The organism is Siculibacillus lacustris, assembly GCF_004328075.1.
Classification (GTDB): domain Bacteria; phylum Pseudomonadota; class Alphaproteobacteria; order Rhizobiales; family Ancalomicrobiaceae; genus Siculibacillus; species Siculibacillus lacustris.
This window is the reverse complement of record NZ_SJFN01000001.1, coordinates 129037-151711: the sequence shown is the minus strand read 5'-3', so window position 1 is coordinate 151711 and position 22675 is coordinate 129037. Positions and strand designations below refer to the sequence as shown.

General features: G+C 69.1%; 23 protein-coding genes, 1 tRNA gene and 1 pseudogene. 15 read left to right on the top strand and 10 right to left on the bottom strand.

Features of this window, described 5'->3' with window-relative positions; all coding sequences use genetic code 11:
• Positions 1-378 precede the first annotated feature (378 nt).
• From EYW49_RS00755 to EYW49_RS00700, 12 genes are read left to right on the top strand one after another with little or no spacing between them, the layout of a single operon-like run.
• Entirely contained in the window at positions 379-1386 is a 1008-nt protein-coding gene (locus EYW49_RS00755; protein WP_165498079.1) for an ABC transporter substrate-binding protein, read from the top strand.
• A gap of 32 nt (positions 1387-1418) precedes the next feature.
• Positions 1419-2228 (top strand): ABC transporter ATP-binding protein, encoded by an 810-nt coding sequence (locus EYW49_RS00750; protein ID WP_206365338.1) that lies wholly within the window; start codon positions 1419-1421, stop codon positions 2226-2228.
• Positions 2221-3117, top strand: coding sequence for an ABC transporter permease (locus EYW49_RS00745; RefSeq protein ID WP_131304906.1), 897 nt, complete (start codon positions 2221-2223; stop codon positions 3115-3117). Before EYW49_RS00750 ends, EYW49_RS00745 begins: the two co-directional genes overlap by 8 nt.
• A 37-nt stretch (positions 3118-3154) precedes the next feature.
• Positions 3155-4048, top strand: coding sequence for a LysR family transcriptional regulator (locus EYW49_RS00740; RefSeq protein WP_228259373.1), 894 nt, complete (start codon positions 3155-3157; stop codon positions 4046-4048).
• A 37-nt stretch (positions 4049-4085) separates the two neighbouring features.
• A complete protein-coding gene (locus tag EYW49_RS00735; protein WP_131304902.1) occupies positions 4086-4865 on the top strand; it encodes an RraA family protein in 780 nt (259 codons plus the stop codon).
• Complete coding sequence (locus tag EYW49_RS00730; protein WP_165498078.1) at positions 4865-5812, top strand: NAD(P)-dependent oxidoreductase; 948 nt, start codon at positions 4865-4867, stop codon at positions 5810-5812. The genes EYW49_RS00735 and EYW49_RS00730 overlap by 1 nt, the downstream gene beginning before the upstream one ends.
• A complete protein-coding gene (locus tag EYW49_RS00725) occupies positions 5809-6474 on the top strand; it encodes a 4-carboxy-4-hydroxy-2-oxoadipate aldolase/oxaloacetate decarboxylase (RefSeq protein WP_131304898.1) in 666 nt (221 codons plus the stop codon). The genes EYW49_RS00730 and EYW49_RS00725 overlap by 4 nt, the downstream gene beginning before the upstream one ends.
• Positions 6475-6510: 36 nt before the next feature.
• Positions 6511-7701 (top strand): mandelate racemase/muconate lactonizing enzyme family protein, encoded by a 1191-nt coding sequence (locus EYW49_RS00720; protein WP_131304896.1) that lies wholly within the window; start codon positions 6511-6513, stop codon positions 7699-7701.
• Between the two features lie 22 nt (positions 7702-7723).
• Positions 7724-8383: a 4-carboxy-4-hydroxy-2-oxoadipate aldolase/oxaloacetate decarboxylase gene (locus tag EYW49_RS00715; protein ID WP_131304894.1), complete on the top strand. Its 660-nt coding sequence runs from the start codon at positions 7724-7726 to the stop codon at positions 8381-8383.
• Positions 8384-8429: 46 nt separating this feature from the next.
• Positions 8430-9809 carry an FAD-binding oxidoreductase gene (locus EYW49_RS00710; protein WP_131304892.1) on the top strand — a complete coding sequence of 460 codons (1380 nt, stop codon included), beginning with the start codon at positions 8430-8432 and terminating at the stop codon, positions 9807-9809.
• Positions 9810-9829: 20 nt separating this feature from the next.
• Positions 9830-12190, top strand: coding sequence for a molybdopterin-dependent oxidoreductase (locus EYW49_RS00705; protein WP_131304890.1), 2361 nt, complete (start codon positions 9830-9832; stop codon positions 12188-12190).
• Positions 12187-12918: an amino acid ABC transporter permease gene (locus EYW49_RS00700; RefSeq protein WP_131304888.1), complete on the top strand. Its 732-nt coding sequence runs from the start codon at positions 12187-12189 to the stop codon at positions 12916-12918. Before EYW49_RS00705 ends, EYW49_RS00700 begins: the two co-directional genes overlap by 4 nt.
• A gap of 55 nt (positions 12919-12973) precedes the next feature.
• Here the strand turns inward: EYW49_RS00700 and EYW49_RS00695 are convergent, their stop codons facing one another.
• The 4 genes from EYW49_RS00695 to EYW49_RS00680 form a co-directional block, all read right to left on the bottom strand.
• On the bottom strand, positions 12974-13537 hold the full coding sequence (locus EYW49_RS00695) for an NADPH-dependent FMN reductase (protein ID WP_131304886.1): 564 nt from the start codon (positions 13535-13537) through the stop codon (positions 12974-12976).
• A 110-nt stretch (positions 13538-13647) separates the two neighbouring features.
• On the bottom strand, positions 13648-13890 hold the full coding sequence (locus EYW49_RS00690; protein WP_131304884.1) for a hypothetical protein: 243 nt from the start codon (positions 13888-13890) through the stop codon (positions 13648-13650).
• Between the two features lie 200 nt (positions 13891-14090).
• Positions 14091-15059, bottom strand: a complete 969-nt coding sequence (locus EYW49_RS00685) for a LysR family transcriptional regulator (protein WP_131304882.1) — start codon at positions 15057-15059, stop codon at positions 14091-14093.
• Positions 15060-15196: 137 nt separating this feature from the next.
• Complete coding sequence (locus tag EYW49_RS00680; protein WP_131304880.1) at positions 15197-15610, bottom strand: hypothetical protein; 414 nt, start codon at positions 15608-15610, stop codon at positions 15197-15199.
• 57 nt (positions 15611-15667) lie between these two features.
• On the opposite strand from EYW49_RS00680, the gene EYW49_RS23650 reads away from it, so the two are divergent.
• The gene (locus EYW49_RS23650) at positions 15668-17770 is read left to right on the top strand and encodes a methyl-accepting chemotaxis protein (RefSeq protein ID WP_131304878.1); all 2103 of its coding nucleotides are present in this window, start codon (positions 15668-15670) and stop codon (positions 17768-17770) included.
• Here the strand turns inward: EYW49_RS23650 and EYW49_RS00670 are convergent.
• The 6 genes and pseudogenes from EYW49_RS00670 to EYW49_RS00645 all read right to left on the bottom strand — a co-directional run.
• Positions 17769-18254, bottom strand: a pseudogene (locus EYW49_RS00670) (IS630 family transposase); the annotation flags it as partial. The gene EYW49_RS23650 and the pseudogene EYW49_RS00670 sit on opposite strands and share 2 nt — an antisense overlap.
• A gap of 271 nt (positions 18255-18525) precedes the next feature.
• Positions 18526-18615: transfer RNA gene (locus EYW49_RS00665), tRNA-Ser, on the bottom strand.
• Positions 18616-18739: 124 nt separating this feature from the next.
• The gene (gene coaA / locus EYW49_RS00660; protein ID WP_131305198.1) at positions 18740-19711 is read right to left on the bottom strand and encodes a type I pantothenate kinase; all 972 of its coding nucleotides are present in this window, start codon (positions 19709-19711) and stop codon (positions 18740-18742) included.
• Between the two features lie 98 nt (positions 19712-19809).
• On the bottom strand, positions 19810-20148 hold the full coding sequence (locus EYW49_RS00655; RefSeq protein ID WP_131304874.1) for a phosphoribosyl-ATP diphosphatase: 339 nt from the start codon (positions 20146-20148) through the stop codon (positions 19810-19812).
• A 60-nt stretch (positions 20149-20208) separates the two neighbouring features.
• On the bottom strand, positions 20209-20985 hold the full coding sequence (gene hisF, locus EYW49_RS00650) for an imidazole glycerol phosphate synthase subunit HisF (protein ID WP_131304872.1): 777 nt from the start codon (positions 20983-20985) through the stop codon (positions 20209-20211).
• Positions 20986-21182: 197 nt separating this feature from the next.
• Positions 21183-21497, bottom strand: a complete 315-nt coding sequence (locus EYW49_RS00645) for an MTH1187 family thiamine-binding protein (RefSeq protein WP_131304870.1) — start codon at positions 21495-21497, stop codon at positions 21183-21185.
• A gap of 261 nt (positions 21498-21758) precedes the next feature.
• Between EYW49_RS00645 and EYW49_RS00640 the strand changes: the two genes are divergently transcribed.
• Both EYW49_RS00640 and EYW49_RS00635 read left to right on the top strand, forming a co-directional pair.
• Positions 21759-22214: a MarR family winged helix-turn-helix transcriptional regulator gene (locus EYW49_RS00640; RefSeq protein ID WP_228259355.1), complete on the top strand. Its 456-nt coding sequence runs from the start codon at positions 21759-21761 to the stop codon at positions 22212-22214.
• A 42-nt stretch (positions 22215-22256) separates the two neighbouring features.
• Complete coding sequence (locus EYW49_RS00635) at positions 22257-22658, top strand: DUF1398 domain-containing protein (RefSeq protein ID WP_131304868.1); 402 nt, start codon at positions 22257-22259, stop codon at positions 22656-22658.
• The last annotated feature ends 17 nt before the right edge of the window (positions 22659-22675 follow it).

The following is a 22675-nucleotide window of genomic DNA, read 5'->3' as shown; positions in this document are numbered from 1 at the left end:
GGATCGCCCAATTGTCGGCATCATTCGGAAAAGCGATCAAAAACACCGATGCGATGCATTTCGATCGCGGCATTCATCGGCCGGACCCGGCCGAGGCGGCCATCACCCGACGAAAATGCCCATTCCGCGGCGATCGGCGACCCTACCGCTTTGCCGCTCGTTCGACATCGCAAGTCGGAAATTCGATCGATCGAGCCCGGTGTGGATCGACGTTCTCAGGGTGAGCGGGAATTTCGAAGGATATTTCCCGCGCTCCGATGGACGCCAAATTCTATTGAATAGATAGTCATAATGAAATTTTGGAATGGCAGGCGACGGTCGGTGGCGCGGGGAGGGGCCCCACACCATCGGGCTCGCCGGGCGACGAGGAGACCGCAGATGCACCCCATCACCCGACGCCACGGACTGGGCCTGTTGGCCGGCGGTCTGGCCGCGCCCTTCCTGTCCGGGAAGGCCCGCGCCGCCGACACCGTCACCATCGGCGTTCAGTTCGGATTGCCCTATCTGCCCTTCCTGGTCGCCGAGGCGGAGGGCCTGTTCGCCCGCCACGCCAAGGCCCAAGGCGCCGAGGTCACCTTCGACATTCGCCGGCTCGGCGGCCCGAGCGCGCTGACCGACGGCCTGTTCGCCGGCAGCGTCGACATCGCCGCCCTCGGCATGCTGCCGCTGTTGATCGGCTACGCCAAGACCCGCGGCAATTTCGCCATGGGCGGGATCAGCGCCTATTGGAAGGGCACCTACACGATCTACGCCAACGATCCGGCGATCCGCTCGGTGAAGGACATCCGCCCGACCGACAAGATCGCTCTGCCGGGACCGACCAGTTCGCAGGCCCTGGTGCTGCGCCGCGCCGCCGCCAAGCTGTTCGGGCCGAGCGAGGCCAAACGCTTCGACGATCAGATCGTCACCCTGCCGCACCCGGAAGCGGTCGCCGCTCTGGCGAGCGGCAAGGCGGTCCAGGTCTATTTCGCCACCTCGCCGTTCAACGAGGTGCTCGCCCGCACGGCCAACGTCCACGTCATCGGCACCTCCGACGACTTCAACCCGCCCGAGATGACCAACGGCGTCGTCGCCGGGCTGGAGAAGTTCGTCAGAGCCAAGCCCGCGGTGGTCCGCGCCTTCCTCGACGCCCTCGCCGAGGCCGATGCCTTCGTCGCCGCCGAGCCGCGCCGCACCGCCGAGATCTATTTCCGCGCCGAACCCGCCAAGCTCACCGAAGATCAGCAGATCGAGATGATCCGCGCCAACGCCGCCGAATACGTCACCCGTCCCAACGGCGTGGTCGAGACGGCGCGCTTCATGAAGGAACTCGGCCAACTCGCCGAGGTCCCGGCGCGCTGGCAGGACGTGTTCTTCCCGCCGATCAATCAGGGCGCCGGCAGCTGACGACCGGCGGTCGGGTCGAGAGGGGACGAGGCATGTTCATGAGTCGGGAGCCGTCGCACAGCGTCGTGGCGAAGCCGCTGCTCGAGGTCGATCGGGTGACGCTGCAATACGTCACGCCCGAGCGGATCGTCACCGCCACCCGGCGGGTCTCGTTCGACCTCCAGGCGCAGGACCGTTTCGTCCTGCTCGGGCCCTCGGGTTGCGGCAAGTCGACCCTGCTGAAGAGCATCGGCGGCTTCATCGCCCCGACCGAAGGCGAGATCCGGCTGGCCGGCGAGCGGGTCCGCGAACCAGGTGCCGACCGGATGTTCGTCTTCCAGGAGTTCGACCAGCTGCTGCCGTGGCTGTCGGTCGTCGACAACGTCGTCTTCCCGATGCGCGCGACGAAGCGTTTCCCTCGCGCCGAATGGCGCGACCGGGCCCGCGCCGCGGTCGAGAAGGTCGGCCTCGGCCGCTTCGCCGACGTCTTCCCGCACACCCTGTCGGGCGGCATGAAGCAGCGCGTGGCGATCGCCCGGGCGCTGGCCATGGAGCCCAAGGTGTTGCTGATGGACGAACCCTTCGCCGCCCTCGACGCGCTCACCCGCCGGCGGATGCAGCGCGAACTGCTCGAATTGTGGGACGACATCCGCTTCTCGCTGGTCTTCGTCACCCACTCGATCCAGGAGGCGATCGTGCTGGCCAGCCGCATCGTCGTGATGACCCCCCATCCCGGCCGCATCGTCGCCGAGTTCGACGCCACCCGCTTCGGCCACGATCAGGCGGGCGGCAGCGAATTCGAGGCCTTTTCCGAGCGGATCAACCGGCTGTTGTTCGCCGGCGAGGAGATCGCCCATGGCTGAGCCCGAGATCTTTTCCCCCGCCCGCCCCGGCGAGCCGGCGCCGCGCCCCGACATCCTGCGTCCGGCGATCGACGATCTCGCGCCCGACGTGGTGGTCGAGCGCGGCCTGATCGTCCGCCTCGCCGAGACCACCTGGCTGCGCCGGGTCGCGGTGGTGGTGGTGCTCGGCGTGATTTGGGAGGTCTATGCCCGCCAGCTCGCCAATCCGCTGATGTTCCCGTCGCTGACCGAGACGCTCGAGGCCTTCGTCGCCGGCCTGCGCTCGGGCGCCCTGGTCTCGGCGGTGTCCGGCAGCCTGCGGATTCTGCTGGTCGGCTACGGCGTGGCGGTGGTCCTGTCGACGCTGATCACCGCGCTGGCGATCGGCACGCGGATCGGCACCGACGTGCTCTCGACGCTGACGTCGATGTTCAACCCCTTGCCGGCGATCGCCATCCTGCCGCTGGCCATGCTGTGGTTCGGCCTCGGCGTCGGCTCGGTGGTGTTCGTCATCGTCCATTCGGTGCTGTGGGCGGTGTCGCTCAACACCCTGACCGGCTTCCAGTCGGTCAGCGCCACCCAGCGCATGGTCGGCCGCAACTACGGCCTCAAGGGCTTCGCCTTCGTCCGGGCGATCCTGATCCCGGCGGCCTTTCCGGCGATCCTGTCGGGCCTGAAGATCGGCTGGGCCTTCTCCTGGCGGACTCTGATCGCCGCCGAACTGGTGTTCGGCGTCTCGGGTGGCGCCGCCGGGCTCGGCTGGTACATCTTCCAGAACCGCAACGCGCTGGAGACGCCCAACGTCTTCGCCGGTCTGCTGACGGTGATCGTCATCGGCCTGCTGGTCGAGGGCGTGGTCTTCCGCGCCATCGAATCCGCGACCATCCGGCGCTGGGGGATGCAGGCATGACCGACGACCGCGGCCGCGAGGGCAGGGCGTGACGGCGATGGTGACCCTCAAACAGATCGAAGCGGTCCATTGGGTCGAGAAGCTCGGCAGCTTCCATGCCGCCGCCGAGCGCCTCAACACCACCCAGTCGACCATCTCCAAGCGCATCCAGGAGATCGAGGCCTGCCTCGGCTTCTCCGTTTTCGATCGCGCGAGCAAGACCGCTCAGCCGACGCTGCGCGGCCGCGAACTCCTCGGCGACTTCGCCCGGATGCTCGACCTGCGCCACGGCATCATGCGCCAGGCCGGCGACGATCGGGCGTTCTCCGGCCAATTCCGGCTCGGCGTCACCGAGATGGTGGCGCTGACCTGGCTGTCGCCGCTGATCCGCTCGATCACCGAGACTTTTCCGGAAGCCCGGCTGACCGCCCGGGTCGATCTGACCCGCAATCTGGTGCGCGACCTCGCCGCCTGCCGGCTCGATCTGGCGCTGTGCCCGTCGGTGGCGCTCGAGGAGGCCGCGGATTTCCCGAGCCGGCGGCTGGGGGCGCTCGAATCCGCCTGGATGTGCGCGCCGTCCGTCGCCGCCCGCTTCGAGGGCGTGCTGTCGGCCAAGGATCTCGCCGAACTGCCGCTCCTGACCTTCGCCGAAGGCTCGCTGCTGCACGGGTCGATGACCCGGGCGCTCGCCGAGCGCGGCGTCGTCCCGCGTCACACCATCACCTGCAACAGCATGATCGCGCTCGCCGAACTCGCCGAGAACGGCATCGGCGTGTCCTACCTGCCGCGCGACTATTTCCAGGTCCACGCCGGCGACCGGCTGACCGTGCTGACCACCAACGTGCCGATCCCGCCGCTCGAATATGCGGCGATCTATCGGGACGACTTCATCGACCGCAGCGTCGCCGAACTCGCCCGGCGGGTCTGCGACTTCTCCCATCCGCGCAAGTGAACCGGCCGGCGATCGCCGCCGCGCCTCGGAGCCGAGCATGACATCCGCCGTCGAACGGGACCTCGCCGCCTACCAGGGACGCCTCCTCGGCCTCGTGCCGCCCGAGCGGATCCGCACCGTCGCCGTCCCGCGACCGGCGGCGGCGCTGCTGGCGCGCTATCGCGCCCTGCCCGACCTGACCTCGTCGATCGCCGACGTGCTCGACGGCCACGGCGTCGACAGCGCGATTCCCGCGGCGCTGTTGCCGCCGATCGCCCCGGGCCAGCGCATGGTCGGGCCGGCGGTCACCGTGCGCCACGGACCGGCGCCGCTCAACGCCGGCCACAACGTCGCCCATCGCACCTCGCCGAAACTCGGCGGGCTCGACGAGGTGACGCTGTCGGAGCCCGGCGACGTCATGGTGATCGACGGCAGCGGCGTGCCCTTCGCCTCCAACATCGGCGGCCTGATGGCCACCGCGGTCGCCGAGAAGGGGTTCGCCGGCATCGTCGTCGACGGCTGCGTGCGCGACGTCGAGACCATGCGCCGCCTCGGCCTGCCGGTGTGGGCGCGCGGCGCCACCCCGCGCACCGGCAAGCACCGCATGGAACTGGTCGAGTTCAACGGCCCGGTGACCATCGCCGGGGTCGGCATCCGCCCGGGCGATCTGATCCTCGGCGATACCGACGGCGTCATCGTCGTGCCGGCCGCCCTGATCGAAGCGGTGATCGGCGAGGCTGAAGAAGCCGTCCGCAAGGAGGACGTCCTCCTCGCTGCGCTCCGCTCCGGCGCCTCGCCGGCCGAGAGCGCGGCGATCGTCGCGCCGGAGAAATGGTGATGGGCGCGACCGCGATCCGGCTCGGCTTCGTCGGCTTCGGCGAGGCCGCGGGACTGTTCGCCGCCGGGCTCGCCGCCGCCGGGATCGGGCCGCTCGTCGCCGTCGATCCGGCGGCGGCCGATTCCACCGCGCGGCAGCGGCTGCTCGAACGGGCCGGCGCGGCGACGGTCGATCTCGCTGCCGATGCGTCCCGTCTCGCCGCGGCGACCGTCGTCTTCTGCCTGGTTCCGGCGCCCGTCGACCGCGCGGCGACGCGCAGCGCGGCGCCCCACATCGCGCCCGGCGCCCTGTGGGTCGACTTCTCCTCGACCTCGCCCGAGGACAAGCGGGCCTGCGCCGCGATCGTCGCAGCCGCGGGCGGGCGCTATCTCGATGCGGCGATCCTCGGCTCGGTCCCGACCTCGGGTCACCGCGTGCCGGTGATCGTCTGCGGCGAAGGAGCGGCCGACTTCGCCGCGGCGTTCAATCGCTTCGGCATGGCGATCGCGCCGGTCGAGGGACCGATCGGCACCGCCGCCGGGGTCAAACTGGTCCGCAGCATCCTCGCCAAGGGGCTCGAGGCGCTGTGGGTCGAGGCGCTGCTGGTGGCGCGCGGCGCCGGCGTGCTCGACGCGGTGCTCGACGACTTCTGCGGCTTCCTCGACGCCCGTCCGGCGCGGGCGACGGCGGAGCTGCTGGTCGAGTCCCATCCGATCCATGCGGCCCGCCGCGCCGACGAGGTGCGGCTCTCCCGCGACATCGTCCTCGCCGTCGGCATCGCCCCGACCCTGACCGACGCGATCGTCGCCCGCCTGGAAGCCACCGCCGCCACCGGCGTCGCGGACAAACTCGCCGGCCGCCCGCCCGCCGATCTCGCCACCGCGCTCGCCGTCCTCGCCGAGGCCGGCGCCCCCCGATCCGACGATCTCGCCATCCCGCCGCCCGACGGCCCGAGGAGCTCCCGATGACCGCATCCGATCCGACCGACCCGGTGGCGCTGGCCCGCCGCCTGCTCGCCTACGGCTCCGCCGCCGTCTTCGACGCCCAAGGCCGCCGCGGGGCGCTCGCCTCACGGATCAAGCCGCTCGCCGCCGGCTGGACCGTCGCCGGCCCGGCCTTCACCTGCCAGTGCGAGCCCGGCGACAACCTGTCGCTCCACGCCGCGCTGAAGATGGCGCGGCCCGGCGAGGTCATCGTCTGCGACGCCCGCGGCGCCACCGAGCAGGGGATGTTCGGCGACGTCATGTCGAGTTGCGGCAAGGGCCGCGGCCTCGGCGGGCTGGTCACCGACGGCGGGGTGCGCGACAGCGCCACCATCGCCGAGGTCGGCTTTCCGGTGTTCGCCGGCAACATCTGCATCAAGGGCACGGTCAAGGAAGTGCTCGGCCCGCTCAACCTGCCGATCGTCCTCGGCGGCGTCGCGGTGCGGCCCGGCGATCTGGTGATCGGCGACGACGACGGCGTGGTGATCGTCGCACCGGAAGCGGCCGAAGCGGTGCTCGCCCGCTGCGCCGACAAGGCGGCGCGCGAGGCGGCGCTGATCGCCGCCCTCGCCGACGGCGCCACGCCCTGGGACCTCAACGGCCACAGCGTGGCGCTCGCCGCCCGCGGCATCGTCGTCGACTTCTGAACAACCGCCCGGCGGGCGAGGAGAGCGGACACACCGATGAAGATCGAACGGATCGAGACCTTCCTGTTCCATCCCGGCAGCGGCAAGAACCTGCTGTTCGTGCGGATCGAGACCGACGAAGGCGTGCACGGCTGGGGCGAGGCCTATGTCGGGGTCAAGAAGGAGACGATCGTCGAGGACTGGATCAAGGCGATGGCGCCGCACGTGATCGGCCGCAGCCCCTTCAACATCCGCCACACCGGGCAGATCCTGTTCGACGACTTCGCCATCCGCCGGACCTCGGTCGAGTTCCTGTGCGCCTGGAGCGCCATCGAGATCGCCCTGTGGGACATCGTCGGCAAGATCGCCGGCCTGCCGGTCTACGATCTGCTCGGCGGTGCTTCGCGCGAAAAGGTCCGGATCTACGCCAACGGCTGGTGGTACGGCGTCTCGACCATCGATCAGACCGTCGAACGCGCCCTGGAGATCAAGGCACGCGGCTTCACGGCGCTGAAGTGGGACCCGTTCCCCGGCCCCTGGCGCACCTTCATCTCGGCGGCCGAAGAGGACTATGCGGTCGCCAACGTCCGCGCGGTGCGCGAGGCGCTCGGTCCCGACGTCGACCTGCTGATCGACGCCCACCGCCGCGTCGCGCCGCATCATGCGATCCGCGTCGCTCGCCGCCTCGAGGAGTTCGGCATCTTCTGCTACGAGGAGCCCTGCCTCTCCGACAACATCGATCTGGTCGCCGAGGTCCGCCGGGCGATCTCGACCCCGGTGGTGACCGGCGAGACGCTCTACACCAAGGAACAGTTCGCCCAGGTCTTCGAGAAGCGCGCCGCCGACATCCTCAACCCGGACGTCTGCGCGGTCGGCGGCATCCTGCAGATGCTCGACATCGCCTCCGCCGCCCAGCCCCATGCCGTGGCGATCAGCCCCCACAACTACAACAGCCCGATCGTCGGTCTCGCCGCGACGGTGCACGTCTCGGCGCTGATCCCGAATTTCCTGATCGCCGAGTGCTTCGTCAATCTGGAGCCCGCCTGCGCCGAGATCGCCGCCCCGGGCCTCGTCTCCGAGGCCGGCTGGGTCGACCTGCCGACCGCGCCGGGGCTCGGGGTCGACATCGACGTCGAGGCGCTGCGCGAGCGGCCCTACCGCGCCTTCCCGCACAAGGACTACCGCCAGTACTGGGAAGAGTTCCCGCGCAAGAACTACGTCTGGGGCGTCGCCGACGTCACCCGCTGAAGATCCACGAGGACCCGCGTTCATGACCACCGCTGCCGAACCGATCGACGTCGCCGTCGCCTATCGCACCGTGACCGCTGCCACCGCCCACGAGGCGATGGGGCGCAAGGGGGCGCTGGATTCCGCCATCAAGCCGATCCGCTCGGGGATGCGGGTGCTCGGCCGCGCCTTCACCTGCTCCTGCCCGCCCGGCGACAACCTCACCCTCCATGCCGCGCTGAAGCTCGCCAAGCCCGGCGAGGTGATCGTCGTGGCGGCCGCCGGCTTCACCGAACAGGGCCTGTTCGGCGAGGTCATGGCGAGCAGCGCCAAGGCCCGTGGGCTGGCCGGTCTGGTGGTCGACGGCGGGGTGCGCGATTCGGCGCAGATCCACGCGCTCGGCTTCCCGGTCTTCGCCCGGGCGGTGTCGATCAAGGGGGCGATCAAGGAGACGCTGGGCGAGCTCGGCAAGCCGGTGGTGGTCGGCGGCGAATTGGTCTCGCCGGGCGATCTGGTGATCGGCGACGACGACGGCGTGGTGGTGATCCCGGCCGCCGCGATCCCGGCGATCGCCGTCGCCTCCGCCGAGCGCGAGGCCAAGGAGGCCCGCTTCCGCGCCGCCCTGCTGCGCGGCGACACCACCTGGGAAATGCTCAACCTCAACGCCCTGATGGCCCAGAAGGGCTCGGACTTCCGCCTGTGAGCGGCGCGGGTCGGACGGCGCGGCGCCGGTGCGAAAGGGAGCGGCAATGACCGGGATCGAGACCACCATCGATCGGCTCGCGGCGCTGTTCGGCGAGCGCGTGAGCCGGTCGCAGGACGTGCGCCGCAGCCACGGCGACGATCTCTCCTACCTGCCGGCGATGCTGCCCGATGCGGTGTTCTTCGCCCGCTCGACCGAGGACGTCGCCCGCGCCCTGGCGATCTGCAACGACGACGGCGTGCCGGTTGTCCCGTTCGGGGTCGGCACGTCGATCGAAGGCCAGATCCACGCGCCGCGGGGCGGGGTGTCGATCGATCTTTCCGGCCTCGACGCGGTGCTCGCGGTCCATGCGGAAGACTTCGACGCGGTGGTCCAGCCCGGCGTCACCCGCGAAAAGCTCAACGCCCATCTGCGCGACACCGGCCTGACCTTCCCGGTCGATCCCGGCGCCGACGCCTCGATCGGCGGCATGGCCTCGACCCGGGCGAGCGGCACCAACGCGGTGCGCTACGGCACCATGCGCGAGAACGTCCTGGCGCTCGAAGTGGTGCTGCCCGACGGCGAGGTGATCCGCACCGGCACCCGGGCGCGCAAGTCCTCGACCGGCTACGACCTCACCCGGGTCTTCGTCGGCGCCGAGGGCACGCTCGGCATCATCACCGAAGTCACGGTGCGGCTGCATCCGATTCCGGCGGCGATCTCGTCCGCGGTCTGCACCTTCCCGACCCTGGCGGCGGCCGTCGACACGGTGATCGCCACCATGCAGTCGGCGATTCCGGTCGCCCGCATCGAATTCCTCGACGAAGTGGCGATCGAGGCCGCCAACAATTATTCGCATCTCGCGCTCGAGGTCGCGCCGACCCTGTTCCTGGAGTTCCACGGCACCCCGGCCGGGGTGGCCGAACAGGCGGCGCAGGTCGAGGAAATCGCCGCCGAGTTCGGCGGTCGGCATTTCCGCTTCGCCACCGATCCCGAGGAGCGCAACCGTCTGTGGCGGGCGCGCTACGACTCCAACCCGGCGACGCGGGCGCTGCGCCCGGGCTCGGCGACCTTCGCCACCGACGCCTGCGTGCCGATCTCGCGGCTGACCGAGAACATCCTCGCCGCCCGCGCCGATGCCGACGCCTCGTTCCTGCGCGCCAAGATCAACGGCCATGTCGGCGACGGCAATTTCCACGTCAGCTATCTGGTGATGCCCGGGGCGGCGGACGAGATCCGCGAGGCCGAGCGGCTCGCCGCCCGCGTGGTCGAGCGGGCGCTGGCGAGCGGCGGCACGGCGAGCGGCGAACACGGCGTGGGCCTCGGCAAACTGCGCTTCCTCGAGGCCGAACACGGCCCCGCCCTCGGGCTGATGCGCAGCCTGAAGGCGGCCTTCGATCCGCGCGGCATCATGAACCCGGGCAAGCTCGGCTCGCACCCCACCTGACTCCCGAGGAGACGCCCGCCATGCCGCCGCGCCCGCCCCACCCGATCGTCGCCACCCACTGGGGGCTCTACCGCGCCCGCATGGCCGAGGACCAGATCGTCGGCTTCGACCCCTTCGAGGCCGATCCCGACCCGTCGCGGCTGATCGAGGGGGTGATCGCCGCCAACGACGCGCCGGCGCGGATCCGCCGGCCGGCGGTCAGGGCGTCGTTCCTCGCGGCGCGCCGCGCCGGTCGCACCGGCCGGGTCGAAGGCGAGGGCCGGGGACGCGAGCCCTTCGTCGAGATCGGCTGGGACGAGGCGCTCGATCTCGCCGCCGCCGAACTGGCGCGGGTCCGCGACACCCACGGCAACGGCGCGATCTTCGGTGGCTCCTACGGCTGGAGTTCGGCCGGCCGTTTCCACCATGCCCAGAGTCAGGTCCACCGCTTCCTCAATGCGATCGGCGGCTATACCCGCTCGGTCCAGAACTACAGCTTCGCCACCGCCGACTACCTCCTGCCGCACGTGATCGGCGACCGCAGCGGGCTGATCGACGGTCACACCCCGTGGGACCGCATCGCCGATCATGCCGGGCTGATCGTGATGTTCGGCGGTGCGCCGCTGAAGAACGCGCAGGTGAGCTCCGGCGGCATCGCCCGCCACATCGTCGGCGAGGCGGTGGCGCGGGCGCGAGAGAACGGCGCCCGGGTGATCTGCGTCTCGCCGTTGCGCGCCGACGGCGCCGGCGAAGACGTCGAATGGCTGCCGATCCGCCCGGGCACCGACACCGCGCTGATCCTGGCGCTGGCCGAGGTGCTGATCGCCGAGGACCTCGTCGACCGGGCCTTCCTCGAGCGATTCACCACCGGCCACGCCGTCTTCGTCGACTACGTCCGGGGCGCCGGCGACGGCACCCCCAAGACCCCCGAATGGGCCGAAGCGATCACCACCGTGCCGGCCGCGACCATCCGGGCGCTGGCGCGGGGGCTGGCGGCGACGCGGTCGTTCCTGATGGTCGCGTGGTCGCTGCAGCGGGCCGATTTCGGCGAGCAACCCTATTGGGCGACGATCGCGCTCGCCGCGCTACTCGGCCAGATCGGCCTGCCCGGCGGCGGCTTCGGCTTCGGTTATGCCTCGGTCAACGGCGTCGGCAACGCCGTCCCGGCGACGCGCTGGCCGGTGCTGCCGCAGGGCACCAACCGGGTCGCCGACTTCATTCCCGTCGCCCGCATCGCCGATGCGCTGCTGTCGCCGGGAGAAACTTACGACTTCGACGGCGAATCCCGGCGCTATCCCGATCTGCGGCTGATCTATTGGGCCGGCGGCAATCCGTTCCATCACCATCAGGACCTCAACCGCCTGCGCCGGGCCTGGCAGCGGCCGGAGGCGGTGATCGTCAATGAGTCCTGGTGGAACCCGCTCGCCCGCCACGCCGACATCGTCCTGCCGGCGACCACGGCGCTCGAGCGCGACGACATCGCCGCGTCGGTGCGCGACCGCTTCGTCTCGCCCTCGCACCGCGTCCTCGCTCCGGTCGGTGAGGCGCGCGACGACTATGCGATCTTCTCGGCGCTGGCCGAACGGCTCGGGGCGGCGGAGATCTTCACCGAGGGGCTCGACACCGACGGTTGGCTGCGGCGGCTTTGGGACGAATTCCGGGTGCGCACCCCGGAAGCGGGCGACCTGCCCGAGTTCGACCGCTTCTGGGCCGAGGGGCCGGTGCTGCGGCCGGCCCTGGCGCCGGCCGAACAGACCGATCTCCTCGCCGAATTCCGCGCCGATCCGGAGGCCAATCGTTTGCGAACGCCCTCCGGCCGCATCGAACTCTATTCCGAGACCGTGGCGCGGTTCGGTTATGCCGACTGCCCCGGCCATCCGGCCTGGATCCCGCCGCGCGAGGGCTGGGGCAGCCCGCTCGCCGCGCGCCATCCGCTCCACCTGTTGTCGAACCAACCCGAACACCGGCTGCATTCCCAATACGACCACGGCGGTCGCTCGGCCGAGGGCAAGCGGCGCGGCCGCGAGGTCGTCCGCCTCCACGCCGCCGATGCGGGCGCCCGCGGCATCGGCGACGGTGACGCGGTGCGCCTCTTCAACGATCGCGGCGCCTGTCTGGCGGTGGCGGGACTCGACGACGGCGTGGTGCCCGGCGTCGCCTGTCTGCCGACCGGCGCGTGGTGGGACCCGGTCGAAGACGGCTCCGATCGCCCGCTCGACCGCCACGGCAATCCCAATGTGCTGACCGCCGACATCGGCACGTCGCGGCTGACCCAAGGGCCGAGCGCCCAGTCGTGTCTGGTCGAGATCGAACGGTTCGACGGGCCGCTGCCGCCGGTCAGGGCCTTCGACCCACCGGACTTCGTCGAACTCGCACCGCCTCCGCGGGACGTGGCCCCATGACCTCGGCCGATTGGCTGCCGACGCTGTTGCAACCGCCCTACCTCGGCGCGATCGGCCACGGCCTGCTGACCACCCTGGAACTGACGGTGACCTTCGTGATCGTCGGCGGCACGGCGGGCTTCGCGATGGCGCTCCTGCGGGCGGCGCTGCCGCGCTGGCTCGAGCCGCTCCTCGCCGCCTGGGTCGCCTGCCATCGCAACATCCCGATGGTGGTGCAGATGCTGTTCTGGTACTTCGCCATGCCTCAGATCCTGCCCGATCGGATCACCGGGCCGATCAATGCCTCGGCCTCGGAATTCGTCTACGCCGCGCTCGCGCTGTCCTCGGCTTTCGCGGCCTATGTGTCGGAGGATCTGCGCTCGGGCATCCGCTCGCTGCCGCCCGGCCAATATCTCGCCGCCCGTGCCAGTGGCCTCGGCTTCGTGGCGAGCATGGTCTTCGTCGTGCTGCCCCAGGCGGTGCGGGCCGCGACGCCGGCGATCTGCAACCAGATCCTGTTGTTCTTCAAGGGCACCAGTCTCGCCGCGGCGATCGGCGTGGCGGAACTGACCCACGTCGCCCAGGAGATCAACCACGAGACCTTCCTGACCTTCCAGATCTTCGCCATCGCCACGGCGCTCTACATGGCGGTGGCGCTCGGGCTGATCGGTCTGGTGAACCTCACCGAGGCGCGGTTCGGCGGTTCCGCCGGTCGGCGATCGCGGCGCCGACGCTCGACCGCGAAGTGAACCGCCGCGCCTCGACGCCGGCCGCGGGAGGTGGGAGGCGGCGCGAACGGTCGGCTCACGACGCGGCGCGGATCGCGGCGATGTCGGCAAAGAGCGCCTCGTAGGCGCCGAGCGAGAAGTTGAGCGCCGCGCGATCGATCAGGCGGCCGTCGACGATCTTGTCGCGGACCTGACCGATGACGACCTCGGGTGAAGCGACTTGGCGCGACAAGGTGGCGGCGAAGGTCTCGCGCAGCTGGCTCTGAGCGCGGACGCCACCGGTGAAGGCCGGCGAGCACGTGACGATCAGGACCGGTTTGCCTTTCAACGGCGAGGCGAAGGCCGGCCGCGACGCCCAGTCGATCGCGTTCTTGAGCACGCCGGGAATGCCGTAGTTGAACTCCGGCGACACCACGACGAGACCGTCGACCTCGGTGATGCGGCGGCGCAATTCGACGACCGTTTCGGGCGGGACCGCTCCGTCCCGATCCTGGTCGTAGTGGGGGAGCGTGCCGATGTCGAAGACGGTCGTGTCGGCCCGGGCCGTCACCGCGGCGCTCAGCGTCTCCAGGACGGCGGTCGAATAGGACCCGCGGCGCAAGCTGCCGGAGAGACCGAGCAGACGAAATTTGGACGGCATGCTGGGAGATCTCCTGGGTGACGTCGGACGAAGGGCCGGTTTCGAGCCGCCCGTGTCGCGCATGGTTCCGGAAACGGAGGGGACCGTGCGCGACGCGGACGACGGCGCGATCAGTGGCTTTCACCGGAGGTGTGCTCGATCATGATCCGGTCGCGCTCGGAGAGCGCGCTGCCGGAGACGATCGGGGCCGCCTGACGGCTCTCGATCACCGGGGCGGCGGCGGCCGCAGCCCGGCCGATCGACTGCAGGTAGACGGCCACGGGGGCCGCGGCCACGTCGCGTTCCTCGGCGCGGGCCGCGACGAAGGAGGTGGCGAGGACGACGGCGGCGAGGGAGGCGGTGAGGATCTTCATGGGATGTTCCTTTCGAGTTCGGGTTTCGGTGTTCCGATGAAGAGACCATGCCCAATTCGGTTGAATGAGTGAAATGAAACGATGGCACTCGTAAAATGAGTACAATTCATTATGTCGTGCGCCGATCGCCGACACGCCCACGCACCAGGGCGGCGACGAATCGGACGGAGATCGTGGGAGGATGGGCTCGCTCGGCAGGCTCAGACGTCCGGGGCGGTTTCGAATCCCTCGAGCCGCGCCAAGTCGTAGAGCTGCTCGCGCAGCCAGATGATCGTGGGATGCGAACCGAGTGTGCGATGGAACAGCAGCGACAGCTGCATCGGCTCGGTCGGATAGGGGGGCGGGAAACCGACGATCCCGTGAGATCGTCCGAACTGCCGAACCATCCCGACGGGGACGAAGGCGATCATGTCGGAGCGCGCGAGAAGCGGCGCCACCGCCAACAAATGCCCGACGACGGCGCCGATCCGACGCGTCAGACCCTGTTCGGCAAAGAGGGCGTCGAGGCGATCCGGATTGCTCGTGACGACGTTGCGCATGAGGTCTTCTTCGCCCGGCCGGTCGGCGAGGCGGATGTCGAGATGCGGAATGCCGGCGAGCGTCGCGAGGTCGAGCGGACCAGCCGCCGCCGGATGATCGGCGCGCATCGCCCAGACGTTGTCGAGGCGGGCGAGCGGGGCGACGACGAAACGCGCCGGCACCTGCCGGAACACCCCGATCGCGACGTGCAGCGTGCCGAGGTCGAGTTCCTGGGTGATCTTCACCTCGTTCAGGGATCGCAGGGTGAAGGAGACGGTGAGGCCGCGGTCGCGGATTCGCTCGGCGAGCGCTGGAAAAAGAGCCACCGCGACATAGTCGGTCAAGGCGATCGAAAAGCGCATGTCGCTCTGTGCCGGATCGAAGTCGGGCGGGCCGAAGGCGGCCTCGACGTGGTGGAGGGCCGCCTGCAACGACGGAGCCATCTCCTCCGCGCGCGGGGTCGGATGCATCTCGCCGGGGGTGCGGATGAACAGGACGTCGCCGCAGATGCGGCGCAGCTTGTTCAGCGCGTGACTGATCGCCGACTGTGTCAGACCGAGCTTCTCGCCGGCGCGCGTCGTGCTGCGCGTCTCCATCACCGCGACGAAGACCCGGACCAGATTGAGATCGAGTTGATTGATGAGGCTCATGATCGAGACCGAAGCTGCGGGCCGGGCGGGCGTACCGACGCTCCCGAGATGCCCGAAGTCGGATGGCGAGTCAAAGCCTTGAAAATATGAGCCTCGCCGTCGTCATGGATGGGCACCGTGATCGGAGCGTCACGCGCTCACCCGATCCGGGACGAGGCGACGACGCCGAGTGAGAGCGATGAGGCGACCGCACCGGTTTCCGAGCCACCCGCGCGGTGGGCGCCGTCGAACATGGCTTTCGCGCCGTCGTTGGTCCGGATGGGCGAGACCGGTTTCGTGCCGCCTGGGTTCGGATCATCGCCTTGCGACTGTTGCGGCGCGTGCACGCCGTTCCCGGGCGAAATTGCCGAAGCGGCCTTGGCCCCCATCGTCGGGTGGCGGGGTGTGCAGGCCTTCAGGCACGCCGCATGGTTGTTCAACCACAGCAAGAGATCGCAATCGACAGTTGTTCGAGATCGTGTTTGAAGACGAAAGTTACGTCGGCGTCCCGGATTACGATGAGTCAGATATTCCTGCATGAGCTCGAGGTGGAATATTCCACCCGAATTCACCAAATCTTATCGAATTCGGCAGCGATGATCACCCTACGTTAGGGGAGCTCGGAATCTATGCGCAAATCGAGTCGGCTTGGTATCGGTGCGATCATCGGTGGTCTGATCGCCGTCCTTGGTGGCGTCCTGGTGATGATCAGTGGCGTTCAGATGCTCGATCGCTACACGGTGTGGCGTTCCGCTCAGAAGGTCGCCGATGTCACGGCGCTCGACAAAGAATTGTTCGTGGCTCTACAGGCATTCCGCTTCGAGCGCGGCGATACGAATACCGGGCTCACGTTGCCCGCCGACAAAGTGGTCGAGGCGACCAAGGCGGTGCAGGCCAATCGCGATTCGGTGGACAAGGCCCTGTCGTCGGTTCTCGCCCGGTCGACGATCGATGTCGCCCAATGGGCCGAGGCACGACGAGCACTCGCTTCCGGTTATGAGCAGGTGAAGGGACTGCGTGTGACGGCGGACGCCAATCTCGCCAAACCCCTCGAGGCGCGCGACTCGGCCGTGCTGCAGACGTTCGGTCCGAAGACGTTGGAGTTCCTCTCCCTGATCGAGAGAGCCGTCGACGCGCTCGAAAGCGAAGTCCAGCGGGTCGACCCGATCGCGGGAAAGCTGATCTTCGCCAAACGGATGGCATGGAACGCCAGATCTGCGGCGGGCAACGGCGCTCTCACGATGATGGCGGCGATCGGGGCCGATCGCGGGTTCTCGGCCGATGAGCGGCGGATGATGGCGAGCCATACCGCGAAGGTGGAGCTCTTCTGGTCGCTCCTCGACGACTCCCTCGCCGCGACGGCCGACGGCGTCGCGCTTCGCGCGGCCATCGCGAAAGACGGGGCCGGATATTTCGCCGGGAGCTATGCCGAACGCCGCGCCCGCGCCCTCGAGCAATTGGCGGCCGGCCCCCAATCGATCTTCAAGCTGCCCGAATTCCAGGCGCTGACGTCCGCTTCGATGCGAACCCTCGGCGAAACCTCCAACACTCTGATGAATGCCGCGATCGAAACCGCCGGCGCCGCCGACGGCCGGGCGCGGTTCGCTCTCTTCGTCAACGCCTGCGCCATGATCTTCGCGATGGTGCTGGCGATCGGTGGCTTCTTCATCGTCCGCAACAGAGTGGTCCGTCCGATCAGGGCGATGACCGACTGCATGGCTCGCCTCGCCGGCGACGACACCACGGTGTCGGTCCCCTGCATCGATCGTCGCGACGAGATCGGCGACATGGCCGCGGCCGTCGAGATCTTCAAGACCGGATTGATCCGCAACAAGTCGCTCGAATCGGAGGCGGTGGCGTCGCGAGAGCGCGGCGAAACGGAACGCAAGCGCGCCTTGCAGGACCTCGCGGCGATGTTCGAACGCTCCGTCGGCGCAATCGTCGACCATGTCGCCGTCACCGCGCATTCACTCGAAGGTGCCGCCCGCGTGCTCTCCACTTCGGCCGAAAAGAGCGCGAACCAATCCGGAGCGGTGGCCGCCGCAGCGGAAGAGGCGGGCTCCAACGTCGCCAACGTCGCTTCGGCTGCCGAAGAGATGGGGGCGTCCATCAACGAGATCGTCAGGCGCGTCGAGCAGGCGGCCGTGATGACTCGCGGCGTCGTGACCCAGAGTTCCGAAACCTCCTGTCTCGTTCGAGACCTTTCGGCGGCGACCGGGCGGATCGGTGACATCCTCGGCATGATCAGCACCATCGCCGGACAGACCAACCTCCTGGCGCTCAATGCGACCATCGAGGCGGCCAGGGCGGGCGAAGCCGGCAAAGGCTTCGCGGTCGTCGCGGGAGAAGTGAAGAACCTCGCAAACTTGACGGCCAAGGCGACCGCCGACATCAGCCAACAGATCAGCGCCATCCAGGAATCGACCCAGAAGGCGTCTTCGGCGATGTCGACGATTTCCGGCGCGATCGACGGCGTCAATCAGATGACGGCGGCGATCTCGACGGCCGCAGAGCAGCAGGGCTCCGCGACGCAGCAGATCGTCGGCAGCATCCACGAAGCTTCCGTCGGGACGCGAGAGGTGACCGCCAACATCTCCGGGGTTGCGGCCGCGATCGCCGAAACAGGCGACGCCGCGGCGCAGGTGCTCACCTCGTCGACCGATCTGGCTCAGATGGCGTCGAAGCTGAAAAAAGAAGTCGACGGCTTCCTCGGCGGCATCCGCGCCGCCTGATCCCTTTGCCCGCAGGAAGCGCGCGCTCGACGGCGTCGAGGAACGCGATGGGCACCTGGTGCCGGTGCTTCGGCATGCCGCGGCCGACGATGGTGCCGTGGAGAACGTCGGGGGCCGCGAACAGAGCGGTCGTGCCGTTGCACTGGTCGTCGTGCGTCGGGGCTCCGCCCTTGCCCGGCTTCAGCGGCAATCCGGGTAGGGTGCGGTCGAGGGCCCGGATCCGGCTCTTCTCGTCGATCACCACGACGACGGCAGGAGCGGGCGGCTCCATATCGAGGCCGACGCTGTCGTCGACTTCGGCAGCGAAGGCCGGATCATTCGACCTCTCGAACATGCGCCGTCGGTGAGGCTGGAGCCGATGCGCCTCCCAGAGGCGTTGGATGGACACGCGCGAGACGCCGATGGCCTCGGCCATCGCACGCCCGGTTCAGAGGGTGACGGCCCCGGGTGGTTCGGTGCAGGTGAGCGCGACGATCCGGGCGACGACCGAGGCCGGAATGGGTGAGGCGGGCCAGCCGGGCCGCTTCGGCGTGGGAGACCGACCCCGGCGACTCGACGATCTCGCCCTTGCCGATCGCCTCTTACCGCTGTTTCGGGACGCGAACGCGAAACGGCCAGACGCTTCCGCGCCGCGAAAGTCCGGGTACCCTGGCCATCTGCTCGTCGCCCCGTGTAGCGCCGTCGTGTAGCAGAGCCGGTTCTCAACCCTTTGACTTCATGTACTTCCCAGCCATCTCGACACGATGCTGGGGCTCTGGCGGAGAGAAAGGGATTCGAACCCTTGATACGCTTTCACGTATACACACTTTCCAGGCGTGCGCCTTCAACCACTCGGCCACCTCTCCGTGCTCCCCCGGAGGCGAGCGGGCACTTCATAGGCGATGGCGCGCCGCGGCGCAAGACGCCGAATGCTTCGCCGGCGTGCCGTCGCCCCTCCACCGGCGCGCCGCGATACCGTCGCTCCGTCCGTCACAGCTTGCGCAGATCGACCGAGACGATGCGGTGGTCGGCGCCCTTGGTCAGGACCAGATCGGCGCGCGGCCGGGTCGGGCGGATCGAATCGTGCAGGTTGACCAGGTTGATGTTGGTCCACAGATCCTCGGCGGTCTTCAGCGCTTCCGCCGCCGAGATCTGGGCGTAGCGATGGAAATAGCTCTCGGGATTGCGGAACGCCGTCTCGCGCAGGCGCATGAAGCGGTTGACGTACCACTGGTGCAGCAGCACGTCGTCGGCGTCGAGATAGATCGAGAAGTCGAAGAAGTCGGAGACGAAGGGCAGGCCCGCGCCGTTCTTCGGCAGTTTCGAGGTCTGCAGGACGTTGAGCCCCTCGAGGATCAGGATGTCCGGCTGGTCGATGGTGATCGTCTCGCCCGGCACCACGTCATAGACCAGATGCGAATAGACCGGCGCCTCGACCGTGCCCTTGCCGGCCTTGATCGCCGCCAGGAACTCGAGCAGCGCCGGCAGGTCGTAGCTCTCCGGGAACCCCTTGCGCCGCATCAGGCCTTCGCGCTGGAGCACGGCGTTGGGGTAGAGGAAGCCGTCGGTGGTGACCAGATCGACCTTGGGGCTCGACCCCCAGCGCGACAACAGCGCCTTGAGGATACGCGCGGTGGTCGACTTGCCGACCGCCACCGAGCCGGCCAGCCCGATCACGAAGGGCACCTTGGCGCCCTGCACGTCGAGGAACCGCTTGGTCACCCGGAACAGCGACTGGGTCGCCTCGACATAGAGCGACAACAGGCGCGACAGCGGCAGATAGATCTCCACCACCTCGTCGAGACTGACCGGATCGTTGAGGCCGCGCAGGCGCGCCAGATCGTCCTCGTCGAGGGTCATCGGCGTGTCGGCGCGCAGCCGCGCCCATTCCTGCCGGTCGAAGCGCCGATAGGGCGACACGTCGTTCACGGACCGCGCAGCCTCGCTCCACGATCCGTCCACGCCGCCGCGTGGGTTGGTACGCTGATCCACCAGGGCGTTCTCCCTCCGCGGGTCCGTTCGCGCGGACCGTCGCTCGTCGCCGCCGGGCCCATCCGTCCTCAGGCCCCGTCCCGTCGCTCCGCCGGCCGCGCCGCCTTTTCTTCGAGGCCGGTCTGCGCCGTGCGTCTGTGAAGTTCGGCCGTCACCGTCGACAACGGCACCTCGGCGACCTTCAACACCACCAACAGATGGTAGAGCAGGTCGGCGGCTTCGGCGACGAGCTCGTCGCGCGTGCCGGCCACCGCCGCCAGCGCCGTCTCCACCGCTTCCTCGCCGAGCTTCTTGGCGCACACCGACATGCCGCGTCCGACCAGACGCCGCGTGTAGGAGGCCTCGTCGTCCGAGACCGCTCGCCGCGCGATGATGGCTTCGAGATCGTCGAGAGTGAAGCCGGACATTGTGAGTAAGTCCCGTCTGTCTGGGGGAGGGCCGCGGCCGCGGCCGGGCGCGCGTCGGCGTCAGGAATCGAGCCGCATCGGGATGCCGGCGCGGGCCATGTGGTCCTTGGCCTGACGGATCGTGAAGGTGCCGAAGTGGAAGATCGAGGCGGCGAGCACCGCGCTGGCGCCGCCGATCGTCACCCCGTCCACGAGATGATCGAGCGTCCCGACCCCGCCCGAGGCGATCACCGGCACGCCGACCGCATCGGCGACCATCCGGGTCAACTCGAGATCGAAGCCGATCTTGGTGCCGTCGCGGTCCATCGAGGTCAGCAGGATCTCGCCGGCCCCCAGCGCGGTGACCTCGCGGGCGTAGTCGATCGCGTCGATGCCGGTGCGATGCCGCCCGCCGTGGGTGAATACCTCGAACTTGGCCGGTTCGTCGGCGCTCGACACCCGCTTGGCGTCGATCGCCACCACCACCGACTGGCCGCCGACCTGGCGCACCGCGTCGGCGACGAACTGCCGATCCTTGACCGCCGCGGTATTGATCGAGACCTTGTCGGCGCCGGATTCCATCAGCGCACGGATGTCGTCGAGGGTGCGGATGCCGCCGCCGACCGTCACCGGCATGAAACACACTTCCGCCGTGCGCCGCACCACCTCGAGGATGATGCCGCGGTTCTCATGGCTGGCGGTGATGTCGAGGAAGCACAGTTCGTCCGCGCCGGCCGCGTCATAGGCGGCGGCGGCAGCGACGGGATCGCCGGCGTCGACGAGGTCGACGAAGTTGACCCCTTTGACGACCCGCCCGTCCTTGACGTCGAGGCAGGGAATGACGCGAGACTTGAGCATGGGGTCGCTCTGCCGTGGAACCGCTCGGACGCCGGCGGGAGCCGCCCGCGTCCGGCCCTTCTCATACAGGCACGAGGCCCGCGAAGCCATAGGCCGGCCACCGGATTTCGCGTCTCCCGTCGCAGCATCGGCCCATGCGCCGGGCGTGCGGGCGGCGGCCGGTGCGCCCGATGCCGGGGGCGGCGATCGGCGCCCGATCAGCCGCCGGTGCTCAGCTTGCGGCCGAGGATGTCCTCGACGGCGGCGACCTTGGAGGTCAGCCGACTGGTCGAGCCCTGGCGATAGTCGACCTTCAGCGCCACTTCGACCCGCGGGCAATCGGCCCGCATCGCCTCGAAACACTGCGTGACCACCGCCATCACCTCTGCCCACTCGCCCTCGAGGATCGTCCCCATCGGGGTGAGCTGATAGGCGAGGCCGCTCTTGTCGATGATGTCGAGCGAGCGGGCGACGTAGGCGCTCAGGCTCTCGCCCTTGGAGACCGGATACATCGCGAATTCCAGCAGGACCATGGGACGCTCTCCGCAGATCGTGGCCGGGGATTCGGCGGCCGAGAGCGATCCTACACCCGGGGGCGGCGCACGCATCGGCGGTCGGCGCAGGCCGGCGCTGCAGGCGGCGAAGGACGCGGGCCCCGTCGACGCCTGCGATCGAGTGACCGCGAGGCTCCCGGTCGGCCGCCGGTCCTTCGGATCTCCAGTGCTTTTCCCGTGATCTGTTGACTAGGAAACATCGGGCGTGTAGTTTCCTAGTCAACATTGTGGAGACGAGTCGTGCCCTCTGTCGTATCCGACCTGACCGATCACACCGGCTACTGGATGCGCATGGTGTCGAACGCCGTGTCGCAGAACTTCGCCCGCAAGGTCGCGGCCGAGGGCGTGACGGTGGCCGAATGGACCTTCATGCGCGCCCTGTTCGACGACGAAGGAATGGCTCCTACGGCGCTCGCCGATCGGATGGGCATGACCCGTGGGGCGATCAGCAAGTTGGCCGATCGGCTGGCGGCCAAGGGGCTGATCCGCCGTGACGAGAGCGCGACCGATGGGCGCGGGCAGATCCTGTCGCTGACGCCGGCCGGACGGGCCGAGGTGCCGATTCTGGCCCGGCTCGCCGACGCCAACGACCTCGACTATTTCGGCGTGCTGTCCGGGGATGAGCGTGAAGCGCTCGACCGGATCTTGAAAGCCCTCGTCGACCGGCGGGGACTGACCGTGACGCCGGCGGACTGATCCGCCGGAACCACCGAAACGACCGACATGAAAGGAACTGCCATGGACGCGGAACGGATCGCCATTGCCGAAGCCTGCCTGAACGCGGCGCACGACGACGGCCTCGGCTTTCCCGAGATCGTGGCAAGGCTGATCGCCGCCGGCTTCGAGGGCTATACGGTCGACTATCGCCGCAACACCCAGACCTTCTATCTGCCCGACGGCGACAGTCTCGAGCTGGAGACGCACCTTCCCGCAGGGGGTGTCGCCGCGACTTTCAAATCCGACGAAGTCGGGCGTCTGGTACGGTGGGCGCAGGCGAATCCTGCCGATTACGGCTATGTCGGCTTTTCGCAGAAGGTGAAGGCCGCCGGTTGCGCGGGCTATCTGGTCTCGTTCCTGGGTCGCCGTGTGGTCTATTTCGGCCGCACCGCCGAGACCCACGTCGAGCATATCCCGAATTGACCCGCCGGGCGATCTCC